The 13,256-nt window shown below is 74.2% G+C and carries 14 protein-coding genes; 5 read left to right on the top strand and 9 right to left on the bottom strand.

What is annotated here, in order from left to right:
* Nucleotides 1-64 precede the first annotated feature (64 nt).
* Together KBZ10_RS24435 and KBZ10_RS24430 are read right to left on the bottom strand one after the other, a co-directional pair.
* The gene (locus KBZ10_RS24435) at nucleotides 65-343 is read right to left on the bottom strand and encodes a hypothetical protein (protein ID WP_210989877.1); all 279 of its coding nucleotides are present in this window, start codon (nucleotides 341-343) and stop codon (nucleotides 65-67) included.
* Nucleotides 344-549: 206 nt separating this feature from the next.
* Complete coding sequence (locus KBZ10_RS24430) at nucleotides 550-1,494, bottom strand: hypothetical protein (protein ID WP_210989876.1); 945 nt, start codon at nucleotides 1,492-1,494, stop codon at nucleotides 550-552.
* 594 nt (nucleotides 1,495-2,088) lie between these two features.
* Between KBZ10_RS24430 and KBZ10_RS24425 the strand changes: the two genes are divergently transcribed.
* The 4 genes from KBZ10_RS24425 (at nucleotide 2,089) to KBZ10_RS24410 (ending at nucleotide 7,494) form a co-directional block, all read left to right on the top strand.
* The gene (locus tag KBZ10_RS24425; protein WP_210989875.1) at nucleotides 2,089-3,357 is read left to right on the top strand and encodes a glycosyltransferase family 4 protein; all 1,269 of its coding nucleotides are present in this window, start codon (nucleotides 2,089-2,091) and stop codon (nucleotides 3,355-3,357) included.
* Entirely contained in the window at nucleotides 3,354-4,265 is a 912-nt protein-coding gene (locus KBZ10_RS24420; protein WP_247702905.1) for a hypothetical protein, read from the top strand. The genes KBZ10_RS24425 and KBZ10_RS24420 overlap by 4 nt, the downstream gene beginning before the upstream one ends.
* Before the next feature lie 64 nt (nucleotides 4,266-4,329).
* Entirely contained in the window at nucleotides 4,330-5,301 is a 972-nt protein-coding gene (locus KBZ10_RS24415) for a YafY family protein (protein ID WP_210989874.1), read from the top strand.
* Nucleotides 5,302-5,370: 69 nt separating this feature from the next.
* The gene (locus KBZ10_RS24410; RefSeq protein WP_210989873.1) at nucleotides 5,371-7,494 is read left to right on the top strand and encodes a catalase; all 2,124 of its coding nucleotides are present in this window, start codon (nucleotides 5,371-5,373) and stop codon (nucleotides 7,492-7,494) included.
* 208 nt (nucleotides 7,495-7,702) lie between these two features.
* Here KBZ10_RS24410 and KBZ10_RS24405 read toward each other — a convergent pair whose 3' ends face one another.
* The 6 genes from KBZ10_RS24405 to gvpO are packed head-to-tail and all read right to left on the bottom strand — an operon-like array spanning nucleotide 7,703 to nucleotide 11,368.
* Entirely contained in the window at nucleotides 7,703-8,908 is a 1,206-nt protein-coding gene (locus KBZ10_RS24405) for an SRPBCC family protein (protein ID WP_210989872.1), read from the bottom strand.
* Nucleotides 8,901-9,551 (bottom strand): DNA primase, encoded by a 651-nt coding sequence (locus KBZ10_RS24400; RefSeq protein ID WP_210989871.1) that lies wholly within the window; start codon nucleotides 9,549-9,551, stop codon nucleotides 8,901-8,903. Before KBZ10_RS24400 ends, KBZ10_RS24405 begins: the two co-directional genes overlap by 8 nt.
* A 15-nt stretch (nucleotides 9,552-9,566) precedes the next feature.
* Nucleotides 9,567-9,839: a gas vesicle protein GvpG gene (locus KBZ10_RS24395; protein WP_210989870.1), complete on the bottom strand. Its 273-nt coding sequence runs from the start codon at nucleotides 9,837-9,839 to the stop codon at nucleotides 9,567-9,569.
* Nucleotides 9,839-10,573, bottom strand: a complete 735-nt coding sequence (locus KBZ10_RS24390; protein ID WP_210989869.1) for a GvpL/GvpF family gas vesicle protein — start codon at nucleotides 10,571-10,573, stop codon at nucleotides 9,839-9,841. Before KBZ10_RS24390 ends, KBZ10_RS24395 begins: the two co-directional genes overlap by 1 nt.
* A complete protein-coding gene (locus KBZ10_RS24385) occupies nucleotides 10,570-11,007 on the bottom strand; it encodes a gas vesicle structural protein GvpA (RefSeq protein ID WP_210989868.1) in 438 nt (145 codons plus the stop codon). The genes KBZ10_RS24390 and KBZ10_RS24385 overlap by 4 nt, the downstream gene beginning before the upstream one ends.
* Before the next feature lie 49 nt (nucleotides 11,008-11,056).
* Nucleotides 11,057-11,368: a gas vesicle protein GvpO gene (gvpO, locus tag KBZ10_RS24380; RefSeq protein ID WP_210989867.1), complete on the bottom strand. Its 312-nt coding sequence runs from the start codon at nucleotides 11,366-11,368 to the stop codon at nucleotides 11,057-11,059.
* 318 nt (nucleotides 11,369-11,686) lie between these two features.
* On the opposite strand from gvpO, the gene KBZ10_RS24375 reads away from it, so the two are divergent.
* Nucleotides 11,687-11,902 (top strand): proteinase inhibitor I78, encoded by a 216-nt coding sequence (locus KBZ10_RS24375; protein WP_210989866.1) that lies wholly within the window; start codon nucleotides 11,687-11,689, stop codon nucleotides 11,900-11,902.
* A gap of 141 nt (nucleotides 11,903-12,043) precedes the next feature.
* On the opposite strand, the gene KBZ10_RS24370 is transcribed toward KBZ10_RS24375, so the two are convergent.
* Nucleotides 12,044-13,165 carry a phosphatase PAP2 family protein gene (locus tag KBZ10_RS24370; RefSeq protein WP_210989865.1) on the bottom strand — a complete coding sequence of 374 codons (1,122 nt, stop codon included), beginning with the start codon at nucleotides 13,163-13,165 and terminating at the stop codon, nucleotides 12,044-12,046.
* Nucleotides 13,166-13,256 lie beyond the last annotated feature (91 nt).

Raw genomic sequence — 13,256 nt, 5'->3', positions numbered from 1 at the left:
TCACCCGCCGCTCGGCTCGGCGCCGGTGCCGTGCCGGGTGTCGTGAGCCGGTGAACCTCCCCGGCTACGGCACTTGGCGCGTGCGATTGTCCCGCAGGGCGGGCGGCAGGGCCCGCGGCACGGCCCTCCGGTGCCGCCGCAGCGGTTCGGGGGGCCGTACCCGCTCCCAGGTGTTCTGGGACTCGCGAAGGCCGATGCCGAACGGTTTGAAGCCGAGGTCCTCCTCGCCCAGGCGGTCACCCGGGAGGGCCCGGAACTGGCGCCGGTACTCGGCGTAGAGGGAGTCGTAGATCGGGGTCGGCGACTGCTGGCCGGCCGGGAAGGGCTCGTGCGCCGGGCGCATTCCCGGGATGGGGTGGGGGTACGGCAGCCGGGCCGGCGGTTCGTATGAGTGCACGTACCTGCCAACGACCCGGCCGCCCGGTGGATGCGGTTCCGTGGGGAAAAGCCCGTTTCCGGCGGTGTGTGCCCGGCCGGCGCCCGCCGCCCGGACGGAGGGTGCGGGGCGCCCGCCCCCGGCGGAGGCCGGGCACCCGGAGCCGGTGGAGGTCATGTGCCCGCCAGCGGCAGGACCGCGGCGACGAGCACACCGGCCGCGGCGGCCCGGTCCAGGGCCTCGCGCAGCACGTCCTCGTGGGACTGCCGGCCGATCGCGCCCGCGGGGGCGGCGAAGACCAGGACCTTCGAGGTCCGGGCGGCCGCGGTCCGCCAGCCGTCGGTCACCGTCAGCGGTTCGTGGGCCTGCCACCATGCGACCTGCGGGCCGCCGTTGCCCGGCTGGAGGACCGCGTGCAGCCGCCCCTCCGCCAGCAGCACGGACCAGCCGGCGAGCAGCGGCGGCTTCTGCTCCACGTGGTTCACGGCCTGGAAGCCCTGGTCGAGGAGGATCGGCAGGAACTCGTCCCCGGGGCCGTCGGAGCCGGGCCGGGCGATCGGGCCCGTGGGTTCCACGACCAGCCCCGGCCACAGGGCGCCGTCGGCCAGGACCAGTCCGCTGGTGACACCGATCACCGCCTGCCGGGGCTCCGGCCGGGCGACGGCTCCGGGGGCGTCGGCGAGGGGGGCGGGCGGCACGGCCCGGAGACCGTGCGGAGCCGGGTCGTACAGCGGGTCGCGCGGCGCGGAGCCGCGCGGCGGGCCGAGGTCCGGAGCCGCCGGCGGACCCGGTACGCCGGCGCCGGCCGGCACCGGCGGAGCGGCCGCCGTCTCCCGGCCCTCCCCGCCCGTGATGCTGCGCACGGCGCCCTGCAACTGCTCCTCCGCGACCGGCACCACCTGGGACGGGACGCACGTGGCGTGGGCGAAGGCGAGTACGGCGGTTTCGTCGCCGACGAACAGCACGGTGCTGGTCCGCTCCTGCCCGGTGTCCCCGGGGGTCCGGCAGGAGGTGCAGTCGTAGCTGCCGGGTGCGTTCTCGCCGGTGAGCAACCGGTCGGCTTCTTCATCGCCGATCTCGGCGCGCACGTCATCGCTGACGTCGAGCAAACGCGGCACGGGAGGCTCCTCGGTCTCGGGGCGGGGCCGGGCGTTCCGGCCCACACGGGGGACAACGGGTGACGCGCGGCCGGGGTCACGCCCCGGCCCGGTCGCGGACCGTGGCGGGGAGAGGAAGTGAACTCCTGTACGGGCGCGAGCGGTTGACGGGCTGCCGCGAAGGCCGGGCGTCCCTCGCCGGCCGGGGCCTGCCGGAGCCGGAGGGACCTGCGGGGAAGGACGCCCGGGGGCCGGTGCGGCCCGGCGCCGGTGCTCCGGCACGGGGACCGGGTGTTTCACCCGCGCGAACACGGACAGTCGGGAAATGCCGGGCACCGCGTCCGCCCGCCGGAGGCCCGCCGGGGCCCCGGCACCGCATCGCTCCAGGGGGTGAATCATGTGGTCGACACACCGTCAAACCGTGACGGCAGTACGCGCGATGACGTTTTCCCGGTTCGGATGGTTGCCCGCGCCGGCTACCGATGTCGCATCCCTTGTGCAACAGGATCGTCATGGAGGCCAACCCGAGGCGCCCGGGACGGGTCCAACCATTCGGTAGGCGGAGAACGCGGGACCAGCCGGGCTCTCCGCAGGAACCGTGGAATACGGGGACGCATGCAGATTTCCTTCCTGATTCACAACGCGTACGGCATCGGGGGAACGATCCGTACCACCTACAATCTCGCCCGCTCGCTGGCCGAGCAGCACGACGTGGAGATCGTCTCCGTCTTCCGCCACCGCGACGCGCCGGTCTTCGACCACGGACCGCGCGTCCGGCTGCGGCACCTCGTGGACCTCCGCAAGGACAGCCCGGACTACGAGGGGGACAGTCCCGAACACGCGGCGTCCGCAAAGGTGTTCCCCGCGGCGGAGGGCCGCTACAAGCAGTACAGCCGGCTCACCGACCGCCGGATCGCCGAGCACCTGCGCACCGTCGAGGCGGACGTCGTCGTCGGCACGCGGCCCGGGCTCAACGCGCACATCGCCCGGGAGACCCGGCGCGGCCCGGTCCTCGTGGGCCAGGAGCATCTGACGCTGGACAGCCACTCGGCGGCGCTGCGCGCGCAGTTGGGGCGGCTCTACCCCCGGCTCGACGCGGTCACCACCGTCACCGAGGCCGACGCCGTCTCGTACCGGCGCCGGCTCAAGCTGCCCGGTGTCCATGTGGAGGCGGTGCCGAACAGCGTTCCCGAGCCGCGGGTCGCGCCCGCCGACGGCTCCGGCAAGTGGGTGGTCGCGGCCGGCCGGCTGGCCCGGGTCAAGCGGTACGACCTGCTGATCCGCGCCTTCGGGAAGGTGGTCGCGGTCCGGCCCGACTGGCGGCTGCGGATCTACGGCGGCGGTGCGGAGAAGGAGAAACTGCGGCGCCTGATCGACAAGCTCGGGCTCTACAACCATGTCTATCTGATGGGGCCCGCCAACCCGCTGGACCCCGAGTGGACCAAGGGATCGATCGCCGCGGTCACCTCCAGCCTGGAGTCCTTCGGGATGACCATCGTGGAGGCCATGCGCTGCGGACTCCCGGTGGTCTCCACCGACTGCCCGCACGGTCCCGGCGAGATCATCGACAACGGCGTCGACGGGCGGCTCGTGCCCACCGGCAGCACCGACGCGATCGCCGCCGCCCTTCTCGAACTCATCAACGACGACCCCTTAAGGCACAGGATGGGCCGCGCCGCACTGAACGATTCCGCCCGTTTCGACCCCTCCCGGGTCGCCTGCCGTTACGAGACGCTCTTCCAGGAGCTCGTGGACCGCGGTGGCAGCGGTGCCCGCGGCAGGCTGCGCAGCTCGCTGCACCGCACCCGCGGCGCGCTGCTCGGCGGGGCGTACGCCGCCCGTGCCCACGCCGGTGCCGTACTGAGAGGGGGCCGCACCGCATGACCACCTCCGCCGATCTTCCCCTCCGTCCCGGCATTCCCCGGCCGCTCCCCGCGCCGGACGGTGCGGGGCGTCCGGAAGAGCCCGCCGCCCCCCGCGCGGACTGCATAGCGGACTCCGCCGGAGGTCTCACCTTCGACATCGAGGCCCCGGGGCGCGCCGAGTCCTGGGACGCGGCCCTGCTGCTCCGCCGCCGCGGCGTGGACGGCGACGGCCCGGCCGGTGAACTGCGGCTGCCCCTGGTGCCCGCGGGCGACGGCCGGCTGCGTGCCGTCCTGCCGAGTACCGTGGCGCTGCCGGAGGGGCGCTGGGACGCCTATGAGGCGGCCCCCGGCGCCGAGCCGGTACGGCTGGTACCCGGCGTCAACGATCTGCGCACGATCGTCGAGCGCCACCCGGCCCCGGGCCGCGGCTCGGTGGCCGTCCGCATCCCGTACACCACCAAGCACGGCAACCTCTCGGTCCGCAGCTGGCTGCGGGCACCGCACGCGGAGGCGGGCGACCTCCATGTACGGGACGGCGGACTGGCCGTGGAGGGAAGGCTGTACGGGGCGGTGCCGGGGCCGGGCGCCGTCGTCGAGGCGCGCTGCCGGCGCGATCCGTCCGAGGTCCGCACGGTGCCCGTGGCCGCCGACGGCACCCGTTTCTCCTGCACCCTGCCGTACCCGGAGTTCGCCGGTCCCTGGCAGGGCGGTGACGAGCCGTGGGACCTGTGGCTGCGGCCGTCCGCCGGGGCCGGGGCGGTGCGGATCGCCCGGATCCTGGACGACGTCGCGGACAAGAAGGCGGTCTTCGGCTATCCCGCGCGGCCGCTGTCCACACCACGCGGCCCGGCGCTGATCGGCCCGTACTGCACGGTGGACAACGACCTGTCGGTACGGGTCACGGAGCCGGCGGCCGGAAAGAGCTGAACCGGCGGGCCGGGCCGGCCGTCGCGGACCGCGGTTGTCCGCGACGGCTGGAAGACTTCCCCGCATGCCGGCCACCTCCTCGCGCCTCCTCCGTCTGCTCTCCCTGCTGCAAGCCCACCGTGACTGGTCCGGTGCGGACCTCGCCGACCGCCTCGGCGTCACCCCGCGCACCGTCCGGCGGGACGTCGACCGGCTGCGTGAGCTGGGCTACCCCGTGCACGCGAGCCCCGGCACCGGCGGCGGCTACCGGCTGGGCGCGGGGGCCGCGCTGCCGCCGTTGCTGCTCGACGACGAGGAGGCGGTCGCGGTGGCGGTCGTGCTGCGCACGGCGGCCGGCGGCGGTGTCGAGGGCATCGAGGAGACCTCCGTCCGGGCGCTCGCCAAGCTGGAGCAGGTGCTGCCGGCCCGGCTGCGCCGGCGCGTCGAGGCGTTCACCTCCTTCACCGTGCCGGTGCCGGGCCGGCGGGGCGGCCCGACCGTCGGGGCCGCCGTGCTGACCGAACTGGCCTTCGCGTGCCGGGACCGGGAGCGGGTGCGCTTCGACTACCGCGACCACGCGGGCCGGGAGGGCCGGCGGACCGTGGAGCCGCACCGGCTGGTCTTCACCGAGCGCCGCTGGTACCTCGTCGCCTGGGACGTGGACCGGCGGGACTGGCGGACGTTCCGGGCGGACCGGCTCACCCCCCGGCCGCCGCACGGCCCGCGGTTCGAACCCCGCCGCCCGCCGGCCGAGGACCTCGCCGCCTACGTCGCCCGGGGTGTCTCCACCGCGGCGTACGCCGTCCGGGCCGTCGTCCTGCTGCACGCCCCGCTGGAGGAGGCCGCCGCGCGCGTCACACCCGCGACCGGCACGCTGGAGGCGGTCGACGAGCACCGCTGCCTGCTCCGGACCGGAGCGCCCGGCCCGGAGGCGATGGTGGCCCACCTGGCCATGCTCGGCTTCGACTTCGAAATCCGGGAGCCGGCCGGGCTGAGGGAGCGCCTGGCGCCGATAGCCGCTCGGCTGAACAGGTCATTCGGCGTTTCACCGGACTGAGCGGGGCAACCCGGCGGATTCCCGACGGCAGGGGCGGACGCGCACCGGACACGCAAGGAGAGCTTCGCCATGGCAGCAGAGCAGGACCGGCCCGGGGACCCCAAGCAGCGGCAGCGGGAGGCGTACCGGGCCCCCGATCCCGCGGGCGGGCCGCTCACCACCGACCAGGGCGTCGTCGTCGACCACACCGACGACTCGCTGTCCGCCGGGGAGCGCGGGCCCACGCTGCTGGAGGACTTCCATTTCCGGGAGAAGATCACCCGCTTCGACCACGAGCGGATCCCGGAGCGGGTGGTGCACGCCCGGGGCGCGGGCGCGTACGGCTGGTTCGAGCCGTACCACTCCTGCGCGGAGTTCACGAAGGCGGCCTTCCTCCAGGACCCCTCGGTGCGCACTCCGGTCTTCGTGCGCTTCTCCACCGTCCAGGGGCCGCGGGGGTCCGCCGACACGGTGCGCGACGTGCGGGGCTTCGCCGTGAAGTTCTACACCCCGGAGGGGAACTACGACCTGGTGGGGAACAACTTCCCGGTCTTCTTCATCCAGGACGGCATCAAGTTCCCCGACTTCGTGCACGCGGTGAAGCCGGAGCCGCACCACGACATCCCCACCGGCGCCTCCGCGCACGACACCTTCTGGGACTTCGTCTCGCTGCAGCCGGAGACGCTGCACGCCGTCTTCTGGCTGATGTCGGACCGGGCCATCCCGCGCAGCTACCGCATGATGCAGGGCTTCGGGGTGCACACCTTCCGCTTCGTCGACGCGCGGGGCCGGGGCACGTTCGTGAAGTTCCACTGGAAACCGAAGCTGGGCGTGCACTCGCTGGTCTGGGACGAGGCCCAGGAGATCCAGGGCCGCGACCCGGACTACAACCGCCGCGACCTGTGGGACATGATCGAGGCCGGCCACTACCCGGAGTACGAGCTGGGCGTCCAGCTCGTACCGGAAGAGGACGAACACGCCTTCGACTTCGACCTGCTCGACGCCACGAAGATCATCCCCGAGGAACTGGTGCCCGTACGGCCCATCGGCCGGATGGTGCTGGACCGCAACCCGGACAACTTCTTCGCCGAGACCGAGCAGGTGGCCTTCCACACGGCCAACGTGGTGCCCGGGATCGACTTCACCAACGACCCGCTGCTCCAGGCGCGCAACTTCTCCTACCTGGACACCCAGCTGATCCGGCTGGGCGGGCCCAACTTCGCGCAGATCCCCGTCAACCAGCCCGTCGTGCCGGTGCGCAACCACCAGCGCGACGGCTACCACCAGGGACGCATCCACACCGGGGCGAACTACGGCAAGAACTCCCTGGGCGGCGGCTGCCCCGGCATCGCGGACGCCACGGACCCGCGGGCCTACAGCCATCTCCAGGAACGGGTGGACGGGCGCAAGATCCGCAAGCGCAGTCTCAGCTTCGAGGACTTCTACAGCCAGCCGGCCCTCTTCTGGCACTCGATGGCCGACTGGGAGAAGCGGCACATGGTCGAGGCGTTCCGCTTCGAACTGGGCAAGGTGAACTCGGTGCGGGTCCGCGGCCGCACCGTCGACCAGCTGGCCCTGGTGGACCACGAACTGGCGTCCGCGGTCGCCGAGGGCGTCGGTGTGCCGCTGCCGGAGCAGCCGGCGGGGACCCCGGAGCCCGTGCCCTCCCCGGCGCTCAGCATCGAGAGCCTGCGGGGGCCCGGCACGATCGCCACCCGGCGGATCGCGGTGCTCGTCGCGGACGGGGTGGACGGCGCCCAGCTGGACGCGGTGCGGGACATGCTGGAGGACGCGGGCGGAGCGGTCGTCGAGGAACTGGCGGCGCGCGACGGCACGGTGCGCGCCGCGGAAGGCGACGCGCGGCCCGTCACCCGCGCCCTGCCCACCGTCGCCTCGGTGCTGTACGACGCGGTGCTGGTCCCCGGCGGTCCGGACAGCGCCCTGGCGATCGGGGCGGACCCGGCCGCGGTGCGGTTCGTCCGGGACGCCTTCCGGCACGGCAAGCCCGTCGGGGGACTGGGCGCGGGGGTGGGCGTGCTCGGCGCGCTGGGCCTCGGCGGGGTGGAGCTCGCGCGGAACGGCGGCGGGATGGTCGCCGACCGGGGCGTCGTCACCGATCCCGTGACGGGGCCCCCGGGCGATGACTTCGGCCGCGCCTTCACCGAGGCGGTCGCGGCCCACCGGCACTGGGGGCGCGCTCCGGCGGCGCACTGAGGCCCCCGGGCGCGCGGGCGCCCGGGGGGCGGGTGCGGTCGCGGTCGTGCCGGTCGCGGTCGTGCCGGCACGGAGAAGGGCGCCGCCACCGGACCGGTGTCCGGCGGCGGCGCCCTTCGCGTGGATGCCCCGTGCGGCGTGCGGCCCCGGGGCGGGGCCTTGCCGCGGTGGTCCGGCGGCGAGCGGGCCGGGCGGGGCGGGGCCGGCCTCAGCGGCGGTGGCCGGCGGGCTCGGGTTCCTCGTCCTCGGCGTACTCGGCGTCCTCCCCGGGATCGCCGTCCTCGCCGTCCTCCCCGGGATCGCCGTCCTCGCCGTCCTCGGCGTACTCGGCGTCCTCCTCGCCGTCGTCCGCGTACGCGGCCTCCTCGCCCTCGGTGGTCCCGTCCTCGTCCTCGTCCTCGTCGTAGGCGTCCTCGGGGAGTTCCTCGTCATCGGAGGTCTCCTCGGGGGCCTCCTCGGGGGTCCCGTCCCGCTCCCCGGAGTCGCCGGGGTCTTCGGGAGACGCCCCGCCCCCACCGGACGGCTCTTCGTCCTCGTAGCCTCCGTCCGGCAGCTCCTCGTCCTCCGCCTCGGCCTCCAGGACCTCCTCGTGGCCGCGGACGACTTCCCCGTCGCGGATCTCGCCGCGCCACTCGCCCGTCGCCTCGCCGCGCATCATCACGAACCGGCGGAAGTTCTTGAGGTCCAGGCGGGCCCGGCGGCCCTGGGCGCGCCAGATGTTCCCGGTCTTCTCGAACAGGCCCTTCGGGTAGTACTCGAGGACCATCAGGATCCGGCTGAGGCCGTGGTCCAGCGCGTGGAAGGTCACCACGCCCTTGAGGGTGCCCTTGGCCCCCTCGGAGGTCCAGGCGATCCGCTCGTCGGGTATCTGCTCGGTGGTGCTGGCCTTCCAGCTGCGGGAGGACCAGAAGATCTTCGCTCGCCAGTTGGATGTGGTGTCGTCGGCGGACTCCACGCCCTGCACGCCCTTGGCGAAGGACGAGAACTCCTGGAACTGGGTCCACTGGTTGTACGCCTCGCGCAGCGGGACCCCGACGTCGATGTCCTCGCTGATGGTGACGTACTTGCCCTTGCCACCACCGCCCTTGCGCTTGCCGCCCATGGTGGTGAATGCCTCCTTGACCTTGTCCTTGAGGCCGGAGGCGCCGATCTCCACCGCGGAGCGCACGGGGCCCTTGCCCTCGGCGGACTTCCTGCCGCTCTCGCCGGCCAGCTTGACCAGGCCGGATCCCCCGGAGGCGCGGCCCTCGGCCACATCGGTGAGTCTGGCCGTCGCGCCGCCGAGCTTCTCCCCGGCGGACACCAGCAGACGCTGGGCCTGGGCCGCGGCGAAGGCGGACGCCTCCTGCTTCAGCCGGTCGAGGGCCGGGTTCTCCTTGAGGGACGGCACGGGGCCGCCGCCGTGCTCAGCCACGGTCCTCACCTCCCGCGGTACGCCGCCGGGCCGGGGTCTTCTTCGCGGCCCCTCCGGCCTTGCCCGCCGCCGAAGCCGTCTTCTTCGCCCCGCGCCCGGCGGTGCCGGAGGCCGGGGCCTTCTTCGCGGCGCGCGCGGGCCTGCGTGCGGGGCGGCTCGTCCTTTCCGCGCCGCCCTCCTTTCCGCCGTCGTCCTTTCCGGTGCCGTGCTCCGCGTCCGGCTCGCCGGTGCTCCGCGCCGTGCCGTCCTCGTCCCGCGCCGTGCCGTCCTCGTCCCGGTCCCCGGCGGAGTCCTCCCCGGGACCGCCGGGGACCTTCCCGCCGACCGCGCCGAGCTTGTCCTGCACCCCGAGGGTGCGGTCGTGCAGGCGGTCGGAGAGGGCGTCGAGCCGGCGGGTGACCACGGCGGTCGCCGCGGCCCGGCCCACGCCCTGCAGATCGTTCCGGAGCTGGTCCCGCACCTCGGCGAGCTGCGGGTTGTTCCGGAGCTGCTCGGTGAGCAGCCCGGTGAGCTGCTGCGGGTTCAGATTGAGCCGTTTGCCGAGCACCATGCCGCCGACGCCGAGGGCGAGTTTCGCCTTCTTCGTACGTCCCAGCAGGTAGCCCGCGCCGACGGCCAGCGTCATGGCCAGCCGGTTGTTCATGCGCTCATCTCCTCGTCATCGGGGCGGCGGGGGAGGCCCGCCGCCCGGCGCCGCCCGGCGGCGCTGCACCTCTTCGAGCCGGTCCAGCAGTTCGTCCTCGCGGCGGTCGAACTCGGCCTCGTCGATCAGACCGTTGTCGAGCTGCTCCGCCAGGGCGCTCAGCTCCCGCTGGACGGCCGAGGGGTCGTAGTACTGCCGCTCCGCCTCCGCCACCACCTGCCGCAGGACCCAGCCCGTGCCCCGGACCGGGGCCAGCGGCAGGAGGAGGAGCTCGCCGAGCAGTCCCATCAGGCGTGTGCCGGGACGGCCCGTACGAAGCTGTACGGAGGCAGCGGACCGGTCACCTGGATGTCCAGGTGGGGGTGGTTCCGGCGGAGTTCCTCCACGGACTCCAGGAAGGACGCGGCCCCGTCGCGCTCCATCAGGAAGGACAGGTTGACCAGCCGGCCCGAGGAGTCGGGGCCCGGGCTCTGCTGCTCGGCGGCGGGCGCCAGCGCGGCCTCCACCGCCTTGGCGTCCTGGGCCTCCCGGGCCCGCACGGCGCCCGCGACCAGCTCGCCCAGGCGCAGCCGGTCCTCGTGCGAGCCGCCGCCGGACGCGCGGTTGGACTCCGTGAGGGCCCGGATCTCCGGGTCCTCGGAGACCACCAGCCGGAGCACGTCCTCCTCGCGGTGCACGGCCTTGACGTTGTACTCGACGCGGCCGTCCAGCTCGGCGAGCTGGGCCCGGTAGTGCCCGGCGTGCTCGGCGAGCACGGCGAGGACGGCGTCGTCGTCCGGGGACAGGCTGCCGAACCGCAGCGGCAGCACGGCGCCGCCGGCACCGGCCTCCGCCAGGACGTGCTGGTGGGCCAGCAGGTCGCGGCGCTTGGGCCGGAGTTGCCCGGGACAGTCGCTGACGACGGCGGCCAGCCCGCCCGCGCGGAGTACCCGCACCGGGTGCGGCGGTTCACCGACACCGGTGAGGCCCTCGGGGAGATCCGGGCGGTCGCCGTCCATGACGCCGTAGACGTAGGTGCTCACTCGGTTCCCTCCTTCCTGCGGGGGGCGGTGCGGCGGGGCTTCGGGGCCGGCTCGGCCTGGCGGTCACCGGACGCGCGGTCCTGGCCCTGCTGGAAGGCCTCGGACAGCGTCTCGGCGGCGCCGGACAGGGCGCCCTTGGACTTGCCCCTGGCGCCGGACTCGGTCATCTCGCCGACGAGGTCCGGCAGGCCCGGGTCCTTGCGCGGGCCGGATTCGAGGTCGAGACGGTTGCACGCCTCGGCGAAACGCAGGTAGGTGTCGACGCTCGCGACGACCACCCGGACATCGATCTTGAGAATCTCGATGCCGACGAGGGAGACGCGTACGAAGGCGTCGATCACCAGCCCGCGGTCGAGTATCAGTTCCAGGACGTCGTAGAGGCCGCTGCTGCCGCCGCCCGAACCGCCCTGCTGCTGTGCCGGTACAACCGTCATACCGGGATACACATCCCTTCGTGCCGATGGTGTGGGGTGCGCGGTGGTGTCAGCGGCGGTCCGCCCGGCCGCGCTCGTAGCGCCGGGTGCGCCGGTAACCGGTGAGCTGCCCGTCCCGGTCGGTGCTGACCTCGTAGGACGCCATCAGGCTCATCGTCTCGGGCACCCGCGGGAGTTCGAGGACCTCGATCTCGATCAGCCAGCCCTCACCGGTGCGTTCGAACCGGGTCACCGTCTCCGCGCGCAGGCCGGTCAGCTCGGCGAGCTGAGCACCCGCGGTGCGCAGGACCTCCAGAGCCGCTCGGCTGCCGCTGCGGCTGTCCGCCGCGCTCTTGTCACTGTTCTCGGATTTGTCTGCCATGGCTCCCCTCGGCCAGCGCATACCTCGCCCGGCTCTCCGCAAACGGCAATGCGGAGAGCCGGAGGGAATACGTGTCCGAAGGCCGGTGCGGCCGAATACCCGCCGAATTTCCGGGCAGCCGCGAGAAGTTGTGGAGCGGAAAAATCCCGGGGACTTTGCCGGGGCGGGCAGGGGGTGCGCCGGAACGCGGCGGCGGCGGACGCCCGGCCGCGGCGCTCACGATGCGTCATCCTCACAGACCGGTGACGGCCCCGGCCTGTGCCTGCGGCCCGCCCCGCGCCGGCCCCGGGCACGCGGCCGGGGCGTACGGTGGCCGCCATGAGCGACTCACCGAACCTCCCCCATCCGGAGGACGACGACTGCGACGCCTATGTGGGCCTCGGCACGGCGGAAGCGGAGGAGCGAGCCCGGCAGCGCGGCTGGACCACCGTACGGACCCTGCCGCCCGACGCCATCATCACCATGGAGTACGTGGTGGGGCGGATCAACTTCGCGGTGAAGGACGGCGAGGTGGTCCGCTGCTGGAAGGGGTGAACCGCCCCGGAACGGGTCCGGCGCGACGGGCCGCGGGTGCGCGGGCACGGCAGGGCGAGGGCCCGGTACCCGGCCGGGCACCGGGCCCTCGCCGCGGTGTGGGACGGGGGATGGCGTATGCGTACCGTCCCCGCCGGGTCCTCAGCCGGACGCGTGCCCGCGGCGCCCTCCCGGGGTCACGGGCGCGGGCCGCGGCGGGCGTTCGGCCGGCGGCTGTGGGCGCCGGCTCCCCGTCGGAGTGACCGGGGTCCGTTCCGAGCGGGTGAGGTGGGGCCGCGCCGCGTGGTACGGCCGCGGCTGCTCGGCGTTCCGCCCGGCCGCGGGAGGGCGGCCTCCGGTGCCGGCCGGCACCGGCTCGCGCACCGGGGCGGGATGGGCGGCCGGCACCGGTTCACGGGCGGGCTGCCCCGGTTCACGGGCCCCGGCGGCGCGTCCGGCGCCGGCCGCGGCCCGGGCGGCGGAGGCCCCGGGACTCACCGCGGCCGGCGGGAGGGGGGGTACGGGGAACGGCAGCGGGGCGAGCCCCCGGCCCTCCTTCAGCCGGTCGCGGGAGTCGAGCAGCCAGGCGTTGGCGGCGGCGATCAGCGGTTCGCACCACGGCAGGGCCAGGAGCACCAGCAGGCCGGCGATCCAGCCCAGCAGGACGTCGCTCACCCAGTGGGTTCCCAGGTAGACGGTGGTCGCCCCGACGCCGAGCGCGAAGCCGGCCGCCACCACCGACAGCACCCGGCGTGCCCGCGGCGTGGTCGCCAGATAGGCCAGGATGCCCCAGGTCACCACCGCGTTGGCGGTGTGACCGGAGGGGAATATGTCGCCGCCGGCGAACATCTCGTCCGCCCCGACGGTCGTGGCGTAGTGCGGCCCCAGCCGGCCCAGGCCGTACTTCACCGCGCCGACCGTGCTGTTGAGCAGCAGCAGGGCCGCGCCGAGCGCCAGCAGCGGGCGCAGGGTCCGCTGCCGCCAGGAGCGCCAGCCGAGCCAGGCCGCGACCAGTACGGCCGTCGGTCCACGCTGCCCGAGCACGACGAAGTAGTCGAGTGCGGCGTGCAGCTCCGGCCACTGCTTGTAGGGCCGGAACAGCATGACCTGCCAGTCGAGCAGAATCAGACGGTCACTCACGAATACGGCCAGCACGACGGCCGCGTAACATCCGGCGGCCGAGCCGAACAGCACCTTGCGTGTTCGGCTCATCCGCGGGACATCGCGGTTGCTCGCTCGCTCGGGCTCCTGCTCGAGCCGGGCGAGGATTCGGTCGGTACGCACTCAACGGACGTTACAGGGGGTGAGCGCCCGAACCGCCGCTACGGGCGGGTTCGTGATGACGATGTGATGTGGACTTGCTCTCATTGAGAAG

This window comes from Streptomyces sp. F63, from assembly GCF_018070345.1.
Lineage (GTDB): Bacteria > Actinomycetota > Actinomycetes > Streptomycetales > Streptomycetaceae > Streptomyces.
The sequence above is the reverse complement of the archived record's forward strand: the minus strand, read 5'-3'. Positions and strand labels throughout refer to the sequence as shown.

What these genes read in the sequence shown, in the direction of transcription:
- KBZ10_RS24400 (WP_210989871.1), bottom strand. Translation starts at nt 9,551, where the DNA reads ATGAACAACCGGCTGGCCATGACGCTGGCCGTCGGCGCGGGCTACCTG.
- KBZ10_RS24420 (WP_247702905.1), top strand. Translation starts at nt 3,354, where the DNA reads ATGACCACCTCCGCCGATCTTCCCCTCCGTCCCGGCATTCCCCGGCCG.
- KBZ10_RS24410 (WP_210989873.1), top strand. Translation starts at nt 5,371, where the DNA reads ATGGCAGCAGAGCAGGACCGGCCCGGGGACCCCAAGCAGCGGCAGCGG.
- KBZ10_RS24385 (WP_210989868.1), bottom strand. Translation starts at nt 11,007, where the DNA reads ATGACGGTTGTACCGGCACAGCAGCAGGGCGGTTCGGGCGGCGGCAGC.
- KBZ10_RS24395 (WP_210989870.1), bottom strand. Translation starts at nt 9,839, where the DNA reads ATGGGACTGCTCGGCGAGCTCCTCCTCCTGCCGCTGGCCCCGGTCCGG.
- KBZ10_RS24435 (WP_210989877.1), bottom strand. Translation starts at nt 343, where the DNA reads ATGCGCCCGGCGCACGAGCCCTTCCCGGCCGGCCAGCAGTCGCCGACC.
- gvpO (WP_210989867.1), bottom strand. Translation starts at nt 11,368, where the DNA reads ATGGCAGACAAATCCGAGAACAGTGACAAGAGCGCGGCGGACAGCCGC.
- KBZ10_RS24375 (WP_210989866.1), top strand. Translation starts at nt 11,687, where the DNA reads ATGAGCGACTCACCGAACCTCCCCCATCCGGAGGACGACGACTGCGAC.
- KBZ10_RS24425 (WP_210989875.1), top strand. Translation starts at nt 2,089, where the DNA reads ATGCAGATTTCCTTCCTGATTCACAACGCGTACGGCATCGGGGGAACG.
- KBZ10_RS24415 (WP_210989874.1), top strand. Translation starts at nt 4,330, where the DNA reads ATGCCGGCCACCTCCTCGCGCCTCCTCCGTCTGCTCTCCCTGCTGCAA.